The sequence below is a fragment of the Rhizobium sp. SRI_017 genome, assembly GCF_057586295.1.
The window spans coordinates 104,251-123,976 of the sequence record NZ_JBYCZP010000007.1; the positions used below are offsets into that span (position 1 = coordinate 104,251).

A 19,726-nucleotide genomic window follows, 5' to 3' on the forward strand; every position below is an offset into this window, starting at 1 on the left:
TATCGGGCTCAGCGGCTCATCATCTCGTCGAACGCGCGCTGGGCTGCCTCGCCATTCTTCACCCACCATTCGGCATTGGAGAAGACAGACCCATCGACATTGCCCGGCGCCGTGGCGAGCAACTCCATCTTGTCAGCGGAGATGAGATTGAGTTCGTAAGCCTTCGGATTGACGGGGCCGTAAGTGATAAAGTCGGTCAGTTTGGCTTCGCGTTCCGGCTTTGTCATCGCCGCGATCAGCTTCATCGCCGCTTCGCGATTTGCCGCACCCTTGGGCACCGCGAGACAATCGGTTCCGATGACTGAGCCCTGGAACTTGAAATCCGCCGGCCCGCCATCGGCTTTCACGCTTTCCGCACGACCGTTCCAGGTGACGACCAGATCGGCCTCCCCGTCTTTCAGGATCTGGGCAGACTGCGCGCCTGATGTCCACCAGACAGCTATGCTGGGCTTAAGCGTCTCAAGCCGCGCGATGGCGCGGTCGAGACCGCCAGGGGCGCTGAGCTGCTTGTAGATGTCGGCCGGCGCCACACCTTCGGAAAGAAGCGCGATTTCGATAAGGTCCTGCGCATTGGCACGAAGCGCGCGCTTGCCAGGAAATTTCTCGACATTCCAGAATTCCGCCCAGTTGGCCGGAGGATTGGTACCAATCGCCTTGGTATTCCAGGCCATCACAGTGCCGTAGGAAGTGAAGGGATAGCAATATTTGGACTCGGCCCCCGGCGGCAGCGATTTGGGGTCGATGATCGTGTAGTCGAGCGGTTCCAGCAAGCCTTGCTCGGCGGCCTGCGCTCCCTCCGGGGAACCGAGATGGATGATGTCTGTGGTTACCGCGCCGGATGTGACCTGCATCTTCAGCGCGGCAAAGCTATCGCTCTGGGACTCCTCCCGGATAGAATATTTCAGCTCTGCTGCCGCAGGCTCCCACATTGCCTTCTTGATGGCGTCGCCATAGTCGCCGCCAGCCGTGGTGATGGTCACGTCCTGAGCAAGCGCGGGCATCGCGGCGACAAACGCGATCACGCCGACGGAATAGCGAAAAAACTGCATCATTGGCCTATCTCCTTGTTCACCTCTGAATGACGATTTTGGGCGTTATCGCCTCATTCTGTTAAATCGTAACGTTACGATTGCGCTTAAACGACAAATCGTCAAGCGTTTTGTTCGTCAGTCGATGCTTTCCTTGCCAGGATGGACCTGCCGACCTACAAGGAAGGAAATCGGAAAGATCAGAGGCGACATGACGGCAAAGGGAAGGCCGAACCTCCGGCGGCTTGCAGACGAGCTCGGTCTCTCCGTGACTACGGTGTCACGTGCGCTCAAGGATGGGCCGGAAGTCCATCCCGACACGATCAGGCGCGTAAAAGCGGTAGCGGACGCGGCGGGGTATGTACCCAACCTGCATGGACGGGCATTGCGCACTGGCTTGACGCGCAACCTGACGGCGATCCTGCCCATGGAGACGAGGGACTATCTCTCTGACATCGCCAAGCTTCCCCTCATGGAGGGGATGACCCTGGCGGCGAGGGAACTCGGCTATAGCCTTACGGTGTTTTCCACCACTCCTGAGGAAAGCCCTCAGGAGAACCTCGACATGGTTCTCCATTCCGGCGCTGCTGACGGTGTCGTCATTACGCGTATGCTGGCGGATGACCCCCGAATTCCCTATTTGCTTGAGCGAGGCGTTCCGTTCATCGCATTCGGGCGCAGCAATCTCGACCGAGACTACGCCTATGTCGACATCGACAATGAACGTATCGCCTATGAAGCGACCTCGCTTCTATTCGAGCGCGGATGCCGCCGCGTCGCGCTGCAGTTGCTGACTCGGGAGGATCAGTACAGCGCCATGCGGCTGGCGGGCTATCGTGCCGCGATCGAAGATCACGGGCTAACCTTCGATCCCGACCTGGTTGGGCAAGAGGATTTTACCATCGAGGCCAGCGAGCGATGGATCGGGCGGCTGCTCGACAGCGCCGAGCCACCAAATGGGCTCGTCTGCGCCAACGAATTGGGGCTGCTGGGAGCGCTTAGCGCCCTGCGTAAGCACGGGCTCGCGCCCGGCCGCGACTTCAGCATCGCGACGCGCGACAACACCCGTATTGCACGTTATCTCTCGACGCCGCTCGTGGCCCATTCGGTGGATATGGTCAGCGTCGGCCGCGCCTTGGTCGAGGGTCTCGTTCACCAGATCGAGCATCCGGAAGCGCCGCTAAAGCAGAAAATATTCGCGGGCGAAATGTCCGTAGTCCGAGGCGAATGACCGCCAATGTCTCTTCTCAATTGAAGACGGGGCCGCCACGAACCATCCGAAGGGCGTGTTACGAAGCTGGCGAGAGGACGTGGCGAGCAGAGATCCACCCTGCCTTCACGCTTTCGAGGGTTTTGCGAAAGCCGGGCGCCGCTGGTCTCGCCGCCGCCGGCCACCACGCTCGTCGACGTCAAGGCGCTTGCCTCGCCCGCGTTGCTGGCCGAAATCGAAGCCATTGCCGCGAGATAACGTTCGGAGAAGCTGGGTTGGCAGATGGCTACTCGATCCCAGTTGCCTTGGCGAGATGTTTTCTCGCGCGAGCTAGCCGGCTCATTATCGTGCCAATTGGGACAGCCAAAGTGTCAGCCGCCTCCTTGTAAGAAAGGTCCTCGACACAGACGAGGAGGATGACTTCTCGATGGTCCTGTGGCAAATCTGCGATTGCCCGGACGACATCAGCTAGGCTGAGGCGCGCTTCGGCATCTCGTTCGCCAGAAGCCCCGCCATTGTCCCCGCGTTGGTCGATGTCTTCCTCCCAACCCGCCGCCTTCCGCTTTCTGAGGTGATCGATCCAAAGATTGCGCACTATGCGCAACATCCAGGCATCGAATCGCGTTCCGGCCGTGAAGCGGTCGGCATTGGCAAGCGCACGCTCGCAAGCCATCTGAACGAGATCGTCGGCCAGGTCGCGGGATCGGCAGAGTGAAATTGCAAAGCGTCGCAGGTTCGGAATGAAGCTGACAAGCAGGTCGCTGATATGATCTGCCTCGACGGGCAGGGCAAAACCTGCGGTTTCCGCCCGCATTTGGGTCAATTGAAGCTGCATCATTCAACTCCCGGAAGCTGCACGCCTCGGAGGATTGTCCAGATCGCTTGAATTGGGGCTCGGCTACGAGTGAGCTTGGCAGTGGTAGCGCCGCTCGAGCGTTTGAAGAAGTCCTGATCTCGCATCTTGTCGAACTCTGGCTGTTGTGATCGTCAACGCCAGTATGACCAAGGCTGGAGAAAGCCTCGTGGGAGCATGGCTACATTTGGGCGAGGCCAGAATTAGATTTCGGCAAGCGCCAGATTACAGTCTGGTAAGAACGGCACCTTCCCCACGCGGGTTTCTCACCAGGTTGTTCGCGAATTGTCGGCGCGGGCTGTTGTCAATTCGCATCAGACGTTCCGATCCGTGCACCTTAAGACAAGCGATTTGTGCTTCCTTCGCCGCCATCTCGCGAGCCGCATCAAGCGTGTCTGACGCCAGCCGCCGCTTGGTCTCCGGAAAGGGTGCCAATCAGTTTCGAGGAGCCCCGACATAAGCGCTTCACGCCGAGATCACATAGCCGAAGCCTCGCACCGTCTTGATGAGCGGCTTTTCCGTCTCACTGTCGATCTTGCGACGGAGGTAGCGAATATAGACATCGACGACCTTGGTCTCCGGATCGAAGCTCAGGTCCCAGACATTGTTGAGCAATCGGGCTCTGCTTATGACAGCATCCGGGTGCGACATCAGATAGGCGAGAAGCTTGAACTCCTTGGCCGTCAGGGCAATCTCGCGCTCGCGGCGCCAGACCTTCTTGCTGACCGGATCGAGGGCCAGATCGCCAACCTTCAGCACGGGATCCGCAGCCGCGCTCGGGCGGCGACGTAGCAGAGCCTCCATGCGGGCGATCAATTCGTCGAAGGCGAATGGCTTGGTCAGATAGTCGTCGGCGCCGCCCTTCAGCCCCTCAACCTTATCCTGGAGACTGCCTTTGGCCGTGAGCATGAGGATGAGATTCTCATGCCGCTCGCGTTGCAGGACTCGGCACACCTCGATGCCGTCAATGCCCGGAAGCATTCGATCGAGAATGATCAGCGCATAAGGAATCTCCCGCACCATCGCCAGCGCGTCCTCACCGCTGTTTGCCAGGTCAACCACATAACCTTCGGCTTCCAGCCCGCGCTTGATGAAGCCTACGATTCGTTCGTCATCCTCCACCAGTAAGATTTTCGACATGAGGAACTATCTCCCTCCCCTGGTCCGGACACGGGAGTCGGGGAACTGTTCAACGCAGTATAGGTAGCGGGCTATTGTCAATGGACCTCCAAGTGCCGGATGCGGCGCAACTGCCTAATGGGTTTTGATCGTCTTCCGCGCTGTCCTTTTCGGGGCCGTATTGTCATTGACTTCAGCGACGCCCTGTGGCCGGCCTGGCTCGGCACAGGGAATGCGAATCTGGACCTCGGTAAAGGAGCCGACCTCGCTGGTCAGCGCGATCGCGCCCCGGTGCTTCTCCACGAGCCATTTCGCGATCGCCAAGCCGAGCCCGCTGCCTAGCTGTCGGGACGCCTTCGAGTTGTGGCCGCGGTAAAAGCGATCGAACACCATTGGGACTTCCTCGGGCGGAATGCCCATTCCGCTGTCGCGCACTGTGATTTCGGCCTGTCCGTCGGCAGCAGCCATGCGTACGGTTACGGATTGGCCGGGTGGCGAATATTTGATGGCGTTGTCCAGAATAATCAGGAGCGCCTGTTTGAGCCTTTGGGGGTCGGCATTGATCCATACCGGTTCGGAACGGCAATCCGCCTTGACCGAGGTGCCTTTGGCGCGTGCAAGGATTTCACCCTCGTGGACGGCATCTGCGATGATGGTGACGAGATCCGCGCGGCGTGGTTCGAAACGAATTGTGTCCGTTTCCGAACGGGAAAGAAAAACCAGATCGTCTACGAGCCGGCCCATCTCGAGGCTGAGAGTGACGATCCGTTCGAGCGCATCGCGATAGATTGCCTCGGGCTTTGAACCGTGGCGCAGCGGAATCTCCGCTTCGCCGCGAAGCGCCGTCAAGGGCGTGCGAAGTTCATGACTGATGTCGGCCAGGAACTGGACACGTTGCTGATCGAGATCTGTCAGTCTTTGGTTCGCCGTCGCAAGTTCCTCCGTACGCGCATCGACTTGCCGCTCGAGATCGGTCTGCGCGTCAAGCAGCCGATTGCGTTGATCTTCCTGATTGGCGGCCATGGTGTTGAAGCGCTGGGCGAGGGCGCCGAGTTCGTCGCGGCTTTCAAAGACAATCCGGTGATCGAGTTCGCCCCGGCCAATCGCCTCGGCGCCTTTGGTCAGGAGACCGATCGGGCGCAGCAGCGACCGCGCCAGAAGGTATGCAGCGACAAAGCATAGGGCCACGGCCGCCAGCGCCAGCGCCGCTGTCAGCCAGGTCAGACGCCACCACAATTCTTCTGCCTGCAGCTCCGCGCGCGCCACCTCCTCCGCTTCATCGCGTCTTGCCGCCTCCAGGATGTTTTCGAACTCGGCATCAAAGCGGTTTTCGATGTCGCGACGAAAGACGTTGATGGCTTCCTCCTGACGTCCTTGGCTGCGCAAGTTTATGGCTGTGGTCGTCGCCTTGTTGATTTCCCCGTAGAGCGTTCGCATCCTCATGACACGAAAGATTTCGTCTCCGCCGTCCTCCTGTGCGCTGCTGCCGTCAAGGAACTCGGCCTCTTCCCTGGTCAGTTTCTCGAGTCTGTCGAAGCCTGCCTCAAGTTCGGCACGAGCACTGTCATAGTCGGCCCGTTCCGGTTCGCCGATCAGCAGGAACTCCGCGATCTGCTCGGAATAGCGGTTGGCGTTGACGGTAAGCGCGGTAACGGCTTCCAGCTGGTTGTTGGCCCATTGAACCCGCTCCATATAGTGCGTCGTCGAGCGAATGGTGACATAGACGATGGCCGCCATGACCAGGACTGATCCGATGACGATAAGGTGAAAGAGGAGGATGCGAGACCTGATGCTCATCGATGTCCAATTTGTGTTGAGAACCCGAACCGGTCGGATGCATGAATTTCGTGTGCCTCAGTCACATTGCCACGGCGTCGTGCAAACGTGCTGGGCAACCGCGGATCGGCGAACTGTAATCGTACCATGATGCGCTTAAGAATAGCGGATCGGCAATTAAGGATGGGAGAGAATCAGGTTAGAATTTGGTGAGAACTGCGGCCTGCACAGCCTCCCTGTCCTCAACCGCCCTTTCGGCGGCCACCGGAAGAGTCGTTCGTGTCTCGTATTTGCTGGTCCGACTTCCGCTCAACAGCACGCGCTCTTCGCCGGCGGAGATGACGATGCGGGCGCCGGCTTCCGAGAGGTACCCTAAGCAGGCCGCGGCTACGACGACGGCTGCAAAGCCTGATAGCCGATGTGACTAGGTGCGGGGCGCGTCCTGCAGAAGGGACGCGAATGCGGCCCGTGCCATCGCTCTCGTTTGCGCGAATATGCCAATCGTTTTTGCTATCTCCGGATTGGCCGCCGCCGCGGCTTTGATCGCCCGCCTGTTTTCCTCGCCGACCTCTCCGTCGACATAGGCCATGAGTTCTTCGTCGCTGAATCTTACCGTCGTCTTTTGCATCGTGCCGCTTTCCCCTTTATGCTCACGCGCCAGACGCCCATTCCGCGGCCCATGCCGACCATGACTGTTAGCGCGCGTGGCGGATCAATCCGTATTCCTCGAATTCGGCGAATATGTCCTCGACATCGCGGGCCACTCTGCGCGGTGGAACCGTCGGAAATGCCTGTTTCAATATGTGTTTGGTCTCCGCGATCGAGACCGGCTCTCGGAGAAGCGACCAGATGCCCGCGCCCACCGATGTCAGCGCATGGATAGCCTTTCCGTCCTGATCTATGAGGAAGAGTATCTCGTCGATCTGCTCCTCTCGAACGGGACGGGAGCGGGCGAACCGGCCTCTAGGCGAACGCATGTCCAATTGTCCTCTCTTCAGCTCGGGTAGCGCCGAAAGCCTGCCCGAGCAATGTTGCTGCCTCGTACGGGTCCGAATAGGTCAGGACATGGCAATCCGCCCGCCGCACCAGCGCATGGAAGCAATCAAATATGCGACCCGGATCCTCGAGTACACCGAAGTTCCGGTCGATCAGCGCCTTGAGCGCCGCGCTCGGCGCAGCCCGGGTCATCACCGCCCTCACGTCCTTCCGTCTGTCGAGGATGACAACACCAGAAATCGACAGCCGATGGCCGTAGGGCAGAATCTCTTCCTCGCGGAGCGAAACATATTGCCAGCGCTTGTCTGAAAGTCCGGCATGGCGGTTTGTGAAATCGACGAATTCAAGTTTGAAAGACGGATGCAGCGGCAGCCGCATGCGCGGCAATAGCCCGAGCGCGATCGCTTCGGACATGTCGCCGTCCACGGCGACGACATCGTCGCCGAGAAGGCGATGGCCGCGTTCGGCGCAGTGGAGTGCAAGAGTGCTCTTGCCAGTCTTCTGGATCGCGGGAAAAAGCACGGCTCGGCCGGCGAATTCGACCGCCGCCATGTGAACGCAAAAATGCGTGGGGTTGCGATCGGCATACCAGTCGATGAACTCATAATGGAAATCGCAGACCGCCTCCATGACATTGCGACTCGGATGATGTTCGCGCCTATTCGGTTCCTTGAGCCAGGGCGTGTTCCAGTCATAGATGCCGCCCTCGCGGCGAAAGGTGACATAGGCCGGTCGCGAGGGATCATGCGGAACCTCGCGCACCGCCCATCCGCGCAGAATGGACGCGAAACCCTCTGCCACTTCGCGGCAATCGACAAAATCGACGGGCTCACCATAAATCTCGAATCGATGTGTCGTCATCGCCTCACCTGCAAATACGGAAGATCGCGGCCGGAAATTCCGGCCGCGATCGGCCTTGTCTCTTCGCTACGAGCTACGACGGCTGCGCCGCGAACGCCGGGTTCTGCGGCTCCGGCGCCCTGTGCGCCGTCCCGTTCTGCGGCCCGAGCGTCGTCCGGAACGCCGGCCACTCCTGCCGGAGCGCCCGCTGCTGCGATCTCCGGCCTCGGCCTCGCTCAGCGTCAGCAATGCCGGCGCCGCATAGACTGCGACGGTCGCCAACCCGAGTTTCAGCAGGGCCGAGCGGCGCGCGAGCGAAATTTCCTCGCGCTCGGGAGGGGTGCCGTCCGGATTCTTCTTGTCAGTCATCTTCTCGTCCTTCCATTCGATTGCAGCGACAGGACGTCGCCTCGTGGTCGTGTGGAGCCGGCATGACGGCCGGCCTGTGAGGAAAGCGGCATCGAAACCTACATGGTCGTGGCTTCCATGCTGCTTCGGAGTGGAAAAACGAAGGGAGTGCGGATTTATTCCACCGCAAGGGAATTATTCCCGTTAGTCGGTCCTTCTAGGCGACTTGGAAGAGATGTTCCGCAAGTGCGGCTTCGAGGTCGACCACAGCACAATCAATCGCTGGGTCTTAACCTACGCGCCAATGATCGAGGCGTAAAATGCACTGCTTTCACGGGAGGGATGCAGGTCTAGCCTACCTCCACGAAAAGCCCAATTTAGCCTTACGGCGCCGCGTCAATTATACGATGAAGTGACTGGCACAAAAATACACCCGCCATACTTGACTCTAAAAGTCATGATATCTAAACGTGCATCGACAGCCGTTGAGCGGATCGTGTGTGGGCGGTTAGACCCACAAAGTTCCGACCTCTCATTAAGCCATCTTAAATCGGAAGAATTGACCGACGTCCCAGCGATGGCGGACGAAGTTTGTTTTGAGCATATTTCCTAAGAGGTCGACATGAAATTCGGAACGCCATCGGATCTGGGTGCGCCGCGGAATCGCGCGTGCTGTCGGACTGCTTGATCTCGGGAGATCGGGCAGCCGCCTCCGGTCAAGCCCCTGACCGGTCATTCGAAGAAGATCTTTCAACTCCTGCGCGACTGGCGCATCGGAAGGAATGCAGCAATGGCTGTCGCCATCAATTCCAACACCACGACGACCGGGATCATGGGCAACGACTTCGAACATGAAGCGATCCCCTTCATCGCCACTGCCTCAATGACCAAACCGCGCCTGTTCTCCTTGTGTCCGACCCTCAACCGGGGGTGCGGCCGCCATGAACCCAAGGAGATATTGTTATGACGGTTACCATATCGGTCAATTCCACCGCCGGCGCCAACATCAACTACGGCGCGACCAACTATCTCGACACGGTCAACGACAACTTCAACCCGATGACCGGCCGCTTCGGTTACTTCTACAATTCATTCACCAACGCCTCGCAATACGGCTTGGCTACGACCGATGACAGTGACGCCGACACGATCATCGACGATGGCAACGGTTTCATCGCCGGCGGCAACATGACCTACAACCTGGGCACAAACGTTCTGTCCGGCTCGATCGACACGCTCGCCTTCGGCGACAATGTCAACGGGGTCAGCACGACCACGCCGGGGATCACCAGCGGTGCCATGTCGATCGGCACGGCAGCTTTCACAATCACCAGCCTGGCTATTACCGGCACGACAGCGACCGACAACACCCATCAGGTGCTCTACAACCTGATGAACGGTGACGAGTCCTTTCTTGAAAACTATCTCGCCTCGCAATCGGTCGTCTTCCAGGGCAACAGCGGCAATGACGGCTACCAGGCCGGCAGCCAGGCCGACACGCTCAACGGCAATGCCGGCAACGATACCCTGGCCGGCGGCGGCGGAACGGACACGATCTCCGGCGGCGACGGCAACGATACCGTTCTCGGCGAGGCCGGCAACGACTCGATCGACGCCGGCAAGGGCACGGACCTCGTGGCCGGCGGCGCAGGCACCGACAGCCTGACCGGTGGGGACGATGCCGACACGTTCGCGTTCGCTTCGGCGACAGATAGCCTCGTCGCAACCTTTGACACGATCACCGATTTCGTCAGCGGCACGGACTTGATCGACCTTGGATGGGACTTCGTTTGGACCGACGATGTCCAGGTTGCCGGCGACGTCTTCTACGATGACGGCAGGCTCTATGGTCGCGACCAAAACGACAACGAGTTCAGTATCGCGGTCGGCACCGTGGTCGAAGCTGATCTCGTCTAACTTAACACCATCGAGCCCGCCCGGACGAACCGTCCGGGCGGAACGCTGCAGCAAGCGCTTTCGACTGCATTCAATAATTTGGTCATACGACCGACCGCTAGTTCTGAACTGCTCGCGGCCACAAGTCCAGGAGAGTGTCCCCCATGTCTGATTTTGTCATCGATTCCGTCGCTGGGTCGCTCACAGCGCTCAGCAATCCGGAAATCAGCTCACTTTCAAACGGCAATTTCGTTGTCGTTTGGAATGTGACGATCAGCGGCAATGGCGGATTGCTGGCTCAGATCTACGCTCCCGACGGCAGTCTGGTCGGCAGCGAATTCAGCGTCGAGACAACGACGAACGCTACGCAAACGACACCCACAGTCGCGGCGCTCGCCAACGGAGGCTTCATTGTCGCTTGGCAATCGAATGACGGGGCGAACGGTTACGACATCCGTGCCCGTGTTTTCGATGAGAACGGCGCGCCGACAGGCGATGATTATGTCGTGAACACGACAGTCTCGCAATCTCAGTCAGCTCCGAGTATCACGGAACTCACTGACGGGCGCATTCTAGTCACTTGGCAGGCTGACGAAGATACAAGTTCATCGACCAACAATGACATTCGCGCCACTTTCCTGAACGCCGACGGCACACCGTCCGGCTCCGATTTCGTGATCAACGCCGCCACGACGGGCAGCCAGACGACCCCCCAGGTCGCAGCACTTGCCGACGGCGGATATGTGATACTCTGGCAGCAGCTAACAGGCGGCAGCAGCTTCACACAGTTCGACGCATCGGGCAATGTCGTCGGTGCCGCCGACCGGATTATCTCCGCTTCTGCTGTGCTGGCGGACGTGCAGGCACTCGACGCTGGAAAGTTCGGCATCTCTTGGGTTGATGCCAGCGGCGTCCATTTGCGGATCCATGCTGCTGATGGCAACCAATCAGGGGGCGATGTCCTCGTAAGCAACAACAATTCCGTTGGCACCCCGCCGCGCGCCGCCGTCCTCGGCAACGGCGATTTCATCGTCGCCTGGGCAACTGCGGAGCCGCCAGGCGTTTTCGCCCGACACTTCTCCGAAGATGGCACGGAGAAAGGCGACGCTATCCAGATCAATACCACGGTCGGCAATCCCCTGACTCTTCCGGAGATTTCCGTGTTGCCAAATGACCAGGTTGCCTTCACCTGGCGCGGCGTTGATGGCGTCGCCAAGATATTTGGAACCGTCGTCGACTTTTCCAGCCAGGGCAACGCGGCCCCGACCGATCTGGCTCTTTCCGCTGCCACCGTCGCGGAAAACTCGTCGAACGGCACTGTCGTCGGAACCCTGTCCGCTACCGATTCCGAAAACGATCCTCTCACCTATGGGGTGACCGATGATGCCGGCGGCAGGTTCAACCTCACCACGGATGCAGGCGTAACTAGGCTCGTCGTCAATGGTGCGCTCGACTACGAGACGGCGACATCCCACAGCGTGACCGTCAAGGTCTCCGACGGAAATGGCGGCGAGGCGACCGAGACCTTTTCGATCGGCGTGACCGACGTGACCGAAAGCGCGCCGGACATTGTCCTCTCCAGCACCTCCGTGTCGGAAGGCAACCGCGCCGGTTCGGTCGTCGGAGTGCTATCGCTCGACGGTGTCCCGGGGGCGGCCACCTGGTCGCTGGTCTCGGGCCAGGGTGACAATGACAGCTACTTCGACCTGCGGACCAACACCGACGGGACCATCAGCGTCGTCCTGAAGACGCCGCTCGACTTCGAAGGAACGAGGGCGGTCGAAGGCGTCTATGACCTCGTCGTCAAGGCTACGGCTACCGATGGCACCGAGATAACCGAGACGATCGCGGTGCAGTCGACCGACGAAGGCATCTGGCTGACCTCGACACCGACAGGCAAGAATTACACGAGCATCGTCGAAAACGTGGCATCCGGAACTGCAATCGGTGCGATCGTCGATTTCGACGACCGCTCGACGCCGCTCGATGCGACGCTGGTCGATGATGCCGGCGGCCTTTTCGCGCTGGAGACCCGGACGGTCGGTGGCGTCACGAAACAATATCTTGTCACCAACGGCCCGCTCGATCATGAGAGCGACGACCTCCACTCGGTCACGATCCGCGCGGAAGGCGTCAATGGCATCGAATACGAAAAGACCATCGAGGTGCATGTGCTCGATGCCGCCGAAGCGGGCGACACGGCGCGCGGCACCATCACCATCGATGCCAATACGGCATTGGCCGGGGCGAATGGCGGCGTCAATTGGGACAGCTACCTCGATACGGCCTATGCGAAGGTGAGCGAGAGCCTGCCGAGCGGCGTCACTTTTGCGCCGCAGACCGCCTCGGAATACCTCTATACCTATGACAATGGACAGGGATTGATCTCCCTCAAGGGCAGCGACCTTGCCTATTGGTGGAGTGATCCGGTCAGCGGCGAGGACGTGCACGTCGTCGGGGGCAACGTCAATTCTCTGGTATTCGGCAACAACAGCGCCGCAGTCGTCAGCGGATCGATCACCAACCCTGAAATCTCCATTACCGGCCTCGACCTATCGAGCGGATCCGGTCTGCTGGACCGGATCTATGGCGAAACCAATGCCATGGCCTCGGCATGGATGCATGGCGCGAACGGCCCCAATCCCACAGAGATCGAAACGGTCAAGGCGTTGCTTGGGGAGTATGCCCAGAACTTCCAGGGTTCAGTCGGCAGCGACACCTATACGGGCACCGTCTTCGGCGACACGATCGCCGGCAATGGAGGGCTCGACGCCCTGGCCGGCGGCGGCGGCAACGATGATATCGACGGCGGCGACGGCATCGACACGGCATTCTTCTCCGGCGACAGGTCCGACTATACCGTGACGGACAATGGCAACGGCAACTGGACGGTGACCGACAACCGAACCAGCGGCCACGCCGACGGCGTCGATACCGTCGAGAATATCGAGAAGCTCCAGTTTGCCGATCAGATCATGAATATCGGCGGTGCCGCGAACCAGCCGCCGACCGCGCCGACGCTCTCGGCCACCAACGTTGCGGAAAATGCCGTCATCGGCACCGTGGTCGGCACATTCTCGGCGACCGACCCGGAAGGCCAGACGCTGACCTACGCACTGACGGAGGACGCCGGCGACCGGTTCTCGCTGATAACCGACAACGGCGTGACGAAGCTCGTCGTCAACGGCGCGCTCGACTACGAAACTGCGAAGAGCCACTTGGTGACGGTTAAGGTCACGGACAGCCAGGGCGGTGAAACCAGCGCGAACTTCACCGTCAAGGTCGGCGATATCGGCGAAGGAACGCCGAAATCCGACTTCGTCATCTCCGGCAGCGATGCGTCCACGACCCCCGATGTCACCACGCTCGCCAACGGCAATTTCGTCGTCGCTTGGCAGGTTGGTGCCACCGGTGTCGCTGCGCGGATTTACGATGCTAATGGAACGCCTGTCTCGGGCGAATTCGCGGTCGAATCGACATCGACGGGAACCCAGAGCGCTCCGTCCCTGATCGCCCTTTCCAACGGCGGCTTCATGGCCGTCTGGCAATCGGACGACAGGCAGGGCTTGGATGATCAGCAAACCGGCATCCGCGGGCGGGTCTTCTCCGCCGACGGCACGCCGGCCGGCAATGACTTTGTCGTCAATACCAGCATCTCTGCCACGCAGTCCGCTCCGGTCGGCACTGTGCTCGCTGATGGACGCATTGTGCTCACGTGGAGTTCGGCCGACGGCCAGGGCAGCGACACCGACAGCAACGGTATTCGCATGGTCGTCCTGAACGCCGACGGCAGCGTGCCCGGCGGCGCAACGGACGCGGTGGTCAACACCGTCTCTGCGACTGCCCAGCTGACTCCGACCGTCACTGCGCTGAACGATGGTGGATACGTGATCACTTGGGCGTCGGGCGACAATCAAGGCACCGACAAGGAGAGTGGCCTGATCCGCGCGACGCAATTCGACGCCGCCGGCAATGTTGTCGGCACGGCCGATTTCGAGGTCAACAGCACCGCTGCCGGTGCACAAACCATCCCGGATGTTGCGGCCCTCGACGATGGTGGCTACGTCGTTACCTGGGCGTCGAGCGGCGATATCCGCGCGCGTGTTTTCCAGGCCGACGGAACGCCGGTTGGCGACGACTTCGTCGTCAACAACACTCTCACCGGCAGCCAGCTGGGGCCTGACGTCACGGTGCTCGATGACGGACGCATCTTCATGGTCTGGTCGTCTGCCGAGAGCACGCCGCCGGTCATTCGCGGCCGCGTGTTCGAAGCGGACGGCGCGGCCATCGGCAATGATTTCGTGGTCAGCGACGCCCGGGGCACGACGGCGGCGGTGCCGACCGTGTCCGTGCTCGAAGGTGACAGCGTCGTTGTGACGTGGCGCACGACCGTCGGCGGCGTGCAGACGGTCGTCGGCAAGACGCTCGACCTCTCGGACTATGCGAGCAACGATGCTCCCACCGGCCTTGTGCTCTCGGCCAGTACCGTCGCCGAGGATGCGGTCGTCGGAACGGTCGTCGGCACGCTGTCCGCGGCCGATGCAAATGGTGATGCGCTGACATACACGCTGACCAGCAATGCCAATGGCAACTTCGCGCTGGTGACGGCGAGCGGCGTTACCAGCTTGGTGGTCAACGGCACGCTCGATTACGAGACCACCACCAGCCACTCCGTGACGGTGAAGGTCTCGGACGGCAGAGGCGGCGAGACCAGCCAGACCTTCGCGGTCAACGTGACCGATGTTGAGGAAGCCGCTCCGGAAACGCCCGCCGGCACGATCACCATCGACGCATCCGGCTCCGCCGGCATCGATTTCGAAAGCTATATCCGCGGCAGCTTTCTGACCGGAACGACGGGCAGCGGCATGCCGGTGTTCGACAACCAGTTCGGTGTGTTCACAGGCGAGGAGATGTTCATCGGCTATGGTTCTGACGCCACATCCAAATACGTATTCATGCATGGCGATCTGGCTTACAATTTTGTCACGCATACGGTCGCCGGCACGGCCAACACGGTGCAGTATGGCACGACGGGTAGCGGCAGCTATGACACGAACGGCTATTTCGTCGGCGGCAATGCCGAACTGACTATCACCGGCCTCAACCTCTTCAATGCCGTTCCGACGAATGCCAATGAAGAAGCGACGATCGAGGCCAACGGCCCGATCCACAACTTCGCCACCGCACATATGTATGGTGCGGTGGGGGATCTCAGCCGGCTCGATAAATTTGCGGATGCGCTCGACGAATATGAGCAGAATTTCGTCGGATCGGCGGGTGGCGACACGTTCGCCGGCGGCCGATTCGACGATGCGATCAACGGCAACGGAGGTGGGGACATGCTCGCCGGCGGTGCTGGCGATGACGTGATCGACGGCGGCACCGGCGAGGACATCGCGGTCTACACCGGCAACAGGTCGTCCTACACCATCACACAGAATCTGGACGGCACCTGGTCGGTCACTGATTCCAGGACCGGATCGATTGATGATGGTGCCGACACGATCAAGAATGTCGAGAAGCTGCAATTCGCCGATGAGACCGTCACGCTCTCGAACCCAGCCAACCAGTCGCCGAGCGAGCCTGTTCTGTCAGCCAACAGCGTTGCCGAGAATGCGATAACCAATACGGTCGTCGGCAGCTTCTCTGCGACGGATCCTGAAGGCCAGCCGCTGACCTACACCCTGAGCAACAATGCGGGCGGCAAGTTCAGCCTGATCACCGAGGGAACGGGTGCCAATGCCGTGGTCAAGCTCGTGGTCGCGGGCGCGCTGGATTATGAGACGGCCACCAGCCACCAGTTGACGGTCAAGGTCTCCGATGGCGTCAACGAGGTCAGCAAGAACTTCACGATCAACGTGACGGATATTGCCGACAATCGTGCGCCGACGGCACCGACCCTTTCAGCCAGAACGGTGGCGGAGAATTCCGCCAACGGCACGTTGGTTGGCACGCTAGCCGCAACCGATGCTGACGGCGACGCGCTGACCTACACGCTGACCAACAACGCGAACGGCAAATTCGCGCTGGTGACGGCGAACGGTGTTACCAGCCTGGTGGTCAACGGCGCGCTCGATTACGAGACCGCGACGGGCCATCAGGTGAGCGTCCAGGTCTCCGATGGCAAGGGTGGGGAGGTCGTCCAGACCTTTGCCATCGGCGTGACCAACGTGGTCGAGGACGTGCCGGTGGGGACGATCACACTCGATGCATCGGGATCGAACGGCATCAATCTCGACGCCTATATCGCTGGACAATTCCTGGCCGGCACGACAGGCAGCGGCATGCCGGTATTCGACAATGGCGGCTCCTTCACCGGCAGCGAGATGTTCATCGGCTATGGTGCGAGCGCATCCAGCAAATATGTGCTGATGGACGGCAGCCTGCAATACCACTTCGCCACCCATACCGTCGGCGGTTCGGCCAATGTCGTCGAATATGGCACGCGTGGATCAGGCAGCTTCAACGCAAGCGGCCACTTCGTGGGCGGCAATGTGGAACTGCGGATCTCCGGGCTCAATCTTTCCAACGCCATCCCGACCAATGCGACGGAGGAAGCCACGATCGAGGCGACCGGCCCGATCCACAACTTCGCCGTCGCGCACATGTACGGTGCTTCAGGCGACCTCTCACGCCTGAGCAAGTATATCGAGGCGCTCGACGCCTATGCGCAGAACTTCGTCGGCTCTTCCGGCAATGACGCCTATGTCGGCACCCGGTTCGACGACACGATCACCGGCAAGGGAGGCAACGACACGTTCGACGGCGGCGCCGGCGATGACGTGATCTTCTTCACCGGCGCCAAGGCGAATTATGTCGTGGCCACAGCGGCCAACGGGGCGGTGACGATCACGCATACGGCAACCGCCGCCGTCTCAACGCTGACGAATGTCGAAAGCGCGAGCTTCAGCGACGGCATCGTCCAACTGATCGACAGTGACAACAAGGCGCCGACCGGTCTTCGCCTGTCCTCCGCCACCGTGTCCGAAGATGCTGACCTCAACACCGTCATCGGGACGCTTTCGGCCACCGACGAGGATGGCGATCCACTGACCTATGCCTTGACCGGTGATGCGCAGGGCCGCTTCAAGCTGGTGACGTCGGGTGGCGTCACCCAGCTCGTGCTGGCGGCTGCCGTCGACTACGAGACCGCAACCAGCCATTCCGTCACGATTCAGGTCAGTGATAGCAAGGGCGGCCTGACCAGCAAGGTCTTCACCATTGCGGTGGAAGATGTTCCCAACGAGGCCAACACCGCGCCGACCGGTCTTGATCTCTCCAGCACCAGTGTGGCTGAGAGCGTCCCCCTCGGCACCGCCGTGGGCCAGCTTTCGGCAACAGACGCGCAAGGCGATGACATCACCTGGTCGCTCTCCGGCGGTGGTGGCAAATTTGCCTTGGCAACGGTCAACGGCGTTACCCAGCTGGTGGTGAATGGAGCGCTCGACTATGAGACCCGCAGTTCCTACGAAGTGACGCTCACCGCATCGGACGGCGACCTGTCGGCGCAACAGACCTTCACCATTGCCGTGCTCGATACGGCAGATGTGATCGAAGGCGGCGGCGGCGGCGAGACGCTGACCGGCGGCAGGACCTCGGACACCATCCGAGCGGGCGGCGGCGATGACACTCTTATCGGTGGCGCCGGCGGGGATCGGCTTATCGGAGGCGGAGGCGCCGACACGTTCGTCTTCGACACCGTCAACCACTCCAAGCCAAAAGCCTTCGATACCATTACCGACCTCAAGCCACGCCAGGGCGATATTATCGATCTCTCAGGCATCGACGCCAACAAGACGAGGGAAGGCAACCAGAGTTTCGACTTCATCGGCCGCGACGATTTCACTGGCAGGGCCGGCGAACTGCGCTTCGAGAAGTCCCATGGCCGGACCATTGTCGAGGGCGATGTCGATGGCGACGGCAATGCGGATTTCATCCTCCATCTCCTCGGCAGCATCAACATCAAGGAAGACTTCCTGATCCTCTGAGACGCGGTCCATCAGTGGACAGCGAACATCGGCGTGGACATCGATCCGCGCCGGCGGAACCGTGGCAGCGGGGGCAATGCGGTCTTGCGACCAAGCCCCCTTGCTTCTTTGACCGGCCGGCAGGCCAAAGTCGGCAACAAAAGGAAAGAACATGACAATCACCATCAACGTCCAATCTGGCGACGGCGTGAACATCAATCAAGGCGGATCGAGCTATCTTGCAACATTGCCGGGAATGTTCGACTCCTCGAAAAACCTTGGTTACTTCAAGGACTCGCTTGAGGATTCACCGCAGTATGGCGTCGCTCAAACAGTCGAGGGCAGCACGGGCGCTTATACCGGCGGCGCGACTCTGATTGCGGGGGGCAGCCTCAGCTATTCGCTGCAAACGCACGTCGTTGACGGCAAGCTCAATTCGCTAGCTCTTGGTGAAGGCCTGGATGGCGTTGAGCAGGGCATGTATCTCACCACCAAAACGATGAGCGTTCGGGAAGCGGTCGTGACCTTCTCCAAGCTCGCGCTGGACAGCGATAAAGGCGACAATGTCAGCGACATTCTTTACGGCATGATGACCGGCGACGGAGCGGAGTTCGTGAAGTTGCTGGCAAAGTCGTCCGTCAAGTTCACTGGCGGTGCCGGCGACGATACCTATATTGGCGGTTCCAAGGCAGACGCCCTTAGCGGCAGCGGCGGGAGCGACACGCTGGCCGGCGGAAAAGGCAATGACAAGTTGGCCGGCGGCATCGGGGCGGATGCGCTTACAGGCGGTGCTGGCAAGGATCAGTTCATTTTCAAATCCGTCGCCGATTCCGGGCCGGGCGACTTCGATACGATTGCCGATTTCAGCGGCGGGAAGGGCGACCGGCTCAATCTCAAAGGCATCGACGCCGACACGACCAGCGCAGGCAACCAGAGCTTCACCTTCATCGGCGAGAGCGACTTCTCCGGCAAGGCCGGCGAGCTTCGCGTCGAAAAGGCGGGAAGCATCGTAGACATCTCGGCCGACGTCGACGGCGATGGTGATGCCGATTTCGCTATTCACCTTTCGAACGCGGCTAACCTTAGCGAGAGCCACTTTCTGCTCTAAAGTCTGTCTGGATTGCGAGGTCGATCACTGCGATCTCAGCCAGCATTTCCAGCCGGCCTGCCAAGCGTAGCCATGGATCCCTCATGTGCACACGCTTGTTGTGTGCCCTTAGTTCGCAACGTTGCGGACCACCGCCGATGCGGACATGACCGCTCTGATAGAGAAGGCCGAGTCACTCGTCCGCGACATCGCGGCGAGGGGGCCGGCGGGGATATCGAGCAGGCGCGGCGCAGTTCTCCCTATGGAGAGGACCGCCGCTGCGCGCCTCGCGAATATGCTCGTCTCCCGGTCGACCACGCAGGCAGAGTCCGTACAAGTCGTCCTCGTCAATGGCGAGTCGGTGGAATTGCCGAGTGTGCGTGCCGACCCGGGATGCAGCAGAGATTTTGGGCGTATCTCGGCAATGTCTCGTTCGCTTGATCGATCGGGGTGCGATCAGTGCAGAGAAGGCTGCGGGTAATCGTCTGAAAGTCGGAACACGTGACCTTCAGCGTTACGGTCTTTCGCTCGACGGTCTGGTTGAGATCTCCCGGATCGCAGAGATACGCAGGCTCACGCGCGCATCTCTGCCAAAACGAAAGTGAA

At 60.4% G+C, this 19,726-nt stretch carries 14 protein-coding genes and 1 pseudogene; 7 read left to right on the forward strand and 8 right to left on the reverse strand.

Annotation, left to right across the window (positions count from 1 at the left end; translation table 11 throughout):
- Positions 1-8 precede the first annotated feature (8 nt).
- Complete coding sequence (locus tag AC2YI2_RS16995; protein ID WP_487387678.1) at positions 9-1,052, reverse strand: ABC transporter substrate-binding protein; 1,044 nt, start codon at positions 1,050-1,052, stop codon at positions 9-11.
- A 187-nt stretch (positions 1,053-1,239) separates the two neighbouring features.
- On the opposite strand from AC2YI2_RS16995, the gene AC2YI2_RS17000 reads away from it, so the two are divergent.
- Entirely contained in the window at positions 1,240-2,259 is a 1,020-nt protein-coding gene (locus tag AC2YI2_RS17000; protein WP_487387679.1) for a LacI family DNA-binding transcriptional regulator, read from the forward strand.
- 265 nt (positions 2,260-2,524) lie between these two features.
- Here AC2YI2_RS17000 and AC2YI2_RS17005 read toward each other — a convergent pair whose 3' ends face one another.
- The 7 genes from AC2YI2_RS17005 to AC2YI2_RS17035 form a co-directional block, all read right to left on the reverse strand.
- Positions 2,525-3,052 carry an RNA polymerase sigma factor gene (locus AC2YI2_RS17005; protein ID WP_487387854.1) on the reverse strand — a complete coding sequence of 176 codons (528 nt, stop codon included), beginning with the start codon at positions 3,050-3,052 and terminating at the stop codon, positions 2,525-2,527.
- A 504-nt stretch (positions 3,053-3,556) separates the two neighbouring features.
- Positions 3,557-4,231, reverse strand: coding sequence for a response regulator transcription factor (locus AC2YI2_RS17010; RefSeq protein WP_487387680.1), 675 nt, complete (start codon positions 4,229-4,231; stop codon positions 3,557-3,559).
- A gap of 114 nt (positions 4,232-4,345) precedes the next feature.
- Positions 4,346-5,947, reverse strand: coding sequence for a sensor histidine kinase (locus tag AC2YI2_RS17015; protein WP_487387681.1), 1,602 nt, complete (start codon positions 5,945-5,947; stop codon positions 4,346-4,348).
- Positions 5,948-6,410: 463 nt separating this feature from the next.
- The gene (locus tag AC2YI2_RS17020; protein WP_487387682.1) at positions 6,411-6,575 is read right to left on the reverse strand and encodes a hypothetical protein; all 165 of its coding nucleotides are present in this window, start codon (positions 6,573-6,575) and stop codon (positions 6,411-6,413) included.
- 106 nt (positions 6,576-6,681) lie between these two features.
- Positions 6,682-6,963: a PqqD family protein gene (locus AC2YI2_RS17025; protein ID WP_487387683.1), complete on the reverse strand. Its 282-nt coding sequence runs from the start codon at positions 6,961-6,963 to the stop codon at positions 6,682-6,684.
- Positions 6,950-7,843, reverse strand: a complete 894-nt coding sequence (locus AC2YI2_RS17030; protein WP_487387684.1) for a hypothetical protein — start codon at positions 7,841-7,843, stop codon at positions 6,950-6,952. Before AC2YI2_RS17030 ends, AC2YI2_RS17025 begins: the two co-directional genes overlap by 14 nt.
- A 66-nt stretch (positions 7,844-7,909) precedes the next feature.
- A complete protein-coding gene (locus AC2YI2_RS17035) occupies positions 7,910-8,191 on the reverse strand; it encodes a hypothetical protein (protein ID WP_487387685.1) in 282 nt (93 codons plus the stop codon).
- Between the two features lie 202 nt (positions 8,192-8,393).
- On the opposite strand from AC2YI2_RS17035, the pseudogene AC2YI2_RS17040 reads away from it, so the two are divergent.
- From AC2YI2_RS17040 to AC2YI2_RS17065, 6 genes and pseudogenes are all read left to right on the forward strand, one after another.
- Positions 8,394-8,483: pseudogene (locus AC2YI2_RS17040) on the forward strand (IS6 family transposase); the annotation flags it as partial.
- 477 nt (positions 8,484-8,960) lie between these two features.
- The gene (locus AC2YI2_RS17045; RefSeq protein WP_487387686.1) at positions 8,961-9,137 is read left to right on the forward strand and encodes a hypothetical protein; all 177 of its coding nucleotides are present in this window, start codon (positions 8,961-8,963) and stop codon (positions 9,135-9,137) included.
- The gene (locus AC2YI2_RS17050; RefSeq protein WP_487387687.1) at positions 9,134-10,087 is read left to right on the forward strand and encodes a calcium-binding protein; all 954 of its coding nucleotides are present in this window, start codon (positions 9,134-9,136) and stop codon (positions 10,085-10,087) included. The genes AC2YI2_RS17045 and AC2YI2_RS17050 overlap by 4 nt, the downstream gene beginning before the upstream one ends.
- Before the next feature lie 143 nt (positions 10,088-10,230).
- Positions 10,231-18,054, forward strand: coding sequence for a cadherin domain-containing protein (locus AC2YI2_RS17055; RefSeq protein WP_487387688.1), 7,824 nt, complete (start codon positions 10,231-10,233; stop codon positions 18,052-18,054).
- 151 nt (positions 18,055-18,205) lie between these two features.
- Positions 18,206-19,141, forward strand: coding sequence for a M10 family metallopeptidase C-terminal domain-containing protein (locus tag AC2YI2_RS17060; RefSeq protein WP_487387689.1), 936 nt, complete (start codon positions 18,206-18,208; stop codon positions 19,139-19,141).
- Positions 19,142-19,470: 329 nt separating this feature from the next.
- The gene (locus AC2YI2_RS17065; protein WP_487387690.1) at positions 19,471-19,725 is read left to right on the forward strand and encodes a helix-turn-helix domain-containing protein; all 255 of its coding nucleotides are present in this window, start codon (positions 19,471-19,473) and stop codon (positions 19,723-19,725) included.
- Position 19,726 lies beyond the last annotated feature (1 nt).

Excerpts from the sequence above, each read along its gene's own strand:
- AC2YI2_RS16995 (WP_487387678.1), bottom strand. The coding sequence starts at position 1,052 with ATGATGCAGTTTTTTCGCTATTCCGTCGGCGTGATCGCGTTTGTCGCC.
- AC2YI2_RS17000 (WP_487387679.1), top strand. The coding sequence starts at position 1,240 with ATGACGGCAAAGGGAAGGCCGAACCTCCGGCGGCTTGCAGACGAGCTC.
- AC2YI2_RS17005 (WP_487387854.1), bottom strand. The coding sequence starts at position 3,052 with ATGCGGGCGGAAACCGCAGGTTTTGCCCTGCCCGTCGAGGCAGATCAT.
- AC2YI2_RS17010 (WP_487387680.1), bottom strand. The coding sequence starts at position 4,231 with ATGTCGAAAATCTTACTGGTGGAGGATGACGAACGAATCGTAGGCTTC.
- AC2YI2_RS17015 (WP_487387681.1), bottom strand. The coding sequence starts at position 5,947 with ATGGCGGCCATCGTCTATGTCACCATTCGCTCGACGACGCACTATATG.
- AC2YI2_RS17020 (WP_487387682.1), bottom strand. The coding sequence starts at position 6,575 with ATGGCCTATGTCGACGGAGAGGTCGGCGAGGAAAACAGGCGGGCGATC.
- AC2YI2_RS17025 (WP_487387683.1), bottom strand. The coding sequence starts at position 6,963 with ATGCGTTCGCCTAGAGGCCGGTTCGCCCGCTCCCGTCCCGTTCGAGAG.
- AC2YI2_RS17030 (WP_487387684.1), bottom strand. The coding sequence starts at position 7,843 with ATGACGACACATCGATTCGAGATTTATGGTGAGCCCGTCGATTTTGTC.
- AC2YI2_RS17035 (WP_487387685.1), bottom strand. The coding sequence starts at position 8,191 with ATGACTGACAAGAAGAATCCGGACGGCACCCCTCCCGAGCGCGAGGAA.
- AC2YI2_RS17045 (WP_487387686.1), top strand. The coding sequence starts at position 8,961 with ATGGCTGTCGCCATCAATTCCAACACCACGACGACCGGGATCATGGGC.
- AC2YI2_RS17050 (WP_487387687.1), top strand. The coding sequence starts at position 9,134 with ATGACGGTTACCATATCGGTCAATTCCACCGCCGGCGCCAACATCAAC.
- AC2YI2_RS17055 (WP_487387688.1), top strand. The coding sequence starts at position 10,231 with ATGTCTGATTTTGTCATCGATTCCGTCGCTGGGTCGCTCACAGCGCTC.
- AC2YI2_RS17060 (WP_487387689.1), top strand. The coding sequence starts at position 18,206 with ATGACAATCACCATCAACGTCCAATCTGGCGACGGCGTGAACATCAAT.
- AC2YI2_RS17065 (WP_487387690.1), top strand. The coding sequence starts at position 19,471 with ATGGCGAGTCGGTGGAATTGCCGAGTGTGCGTGCCGACCCGGGATGCA.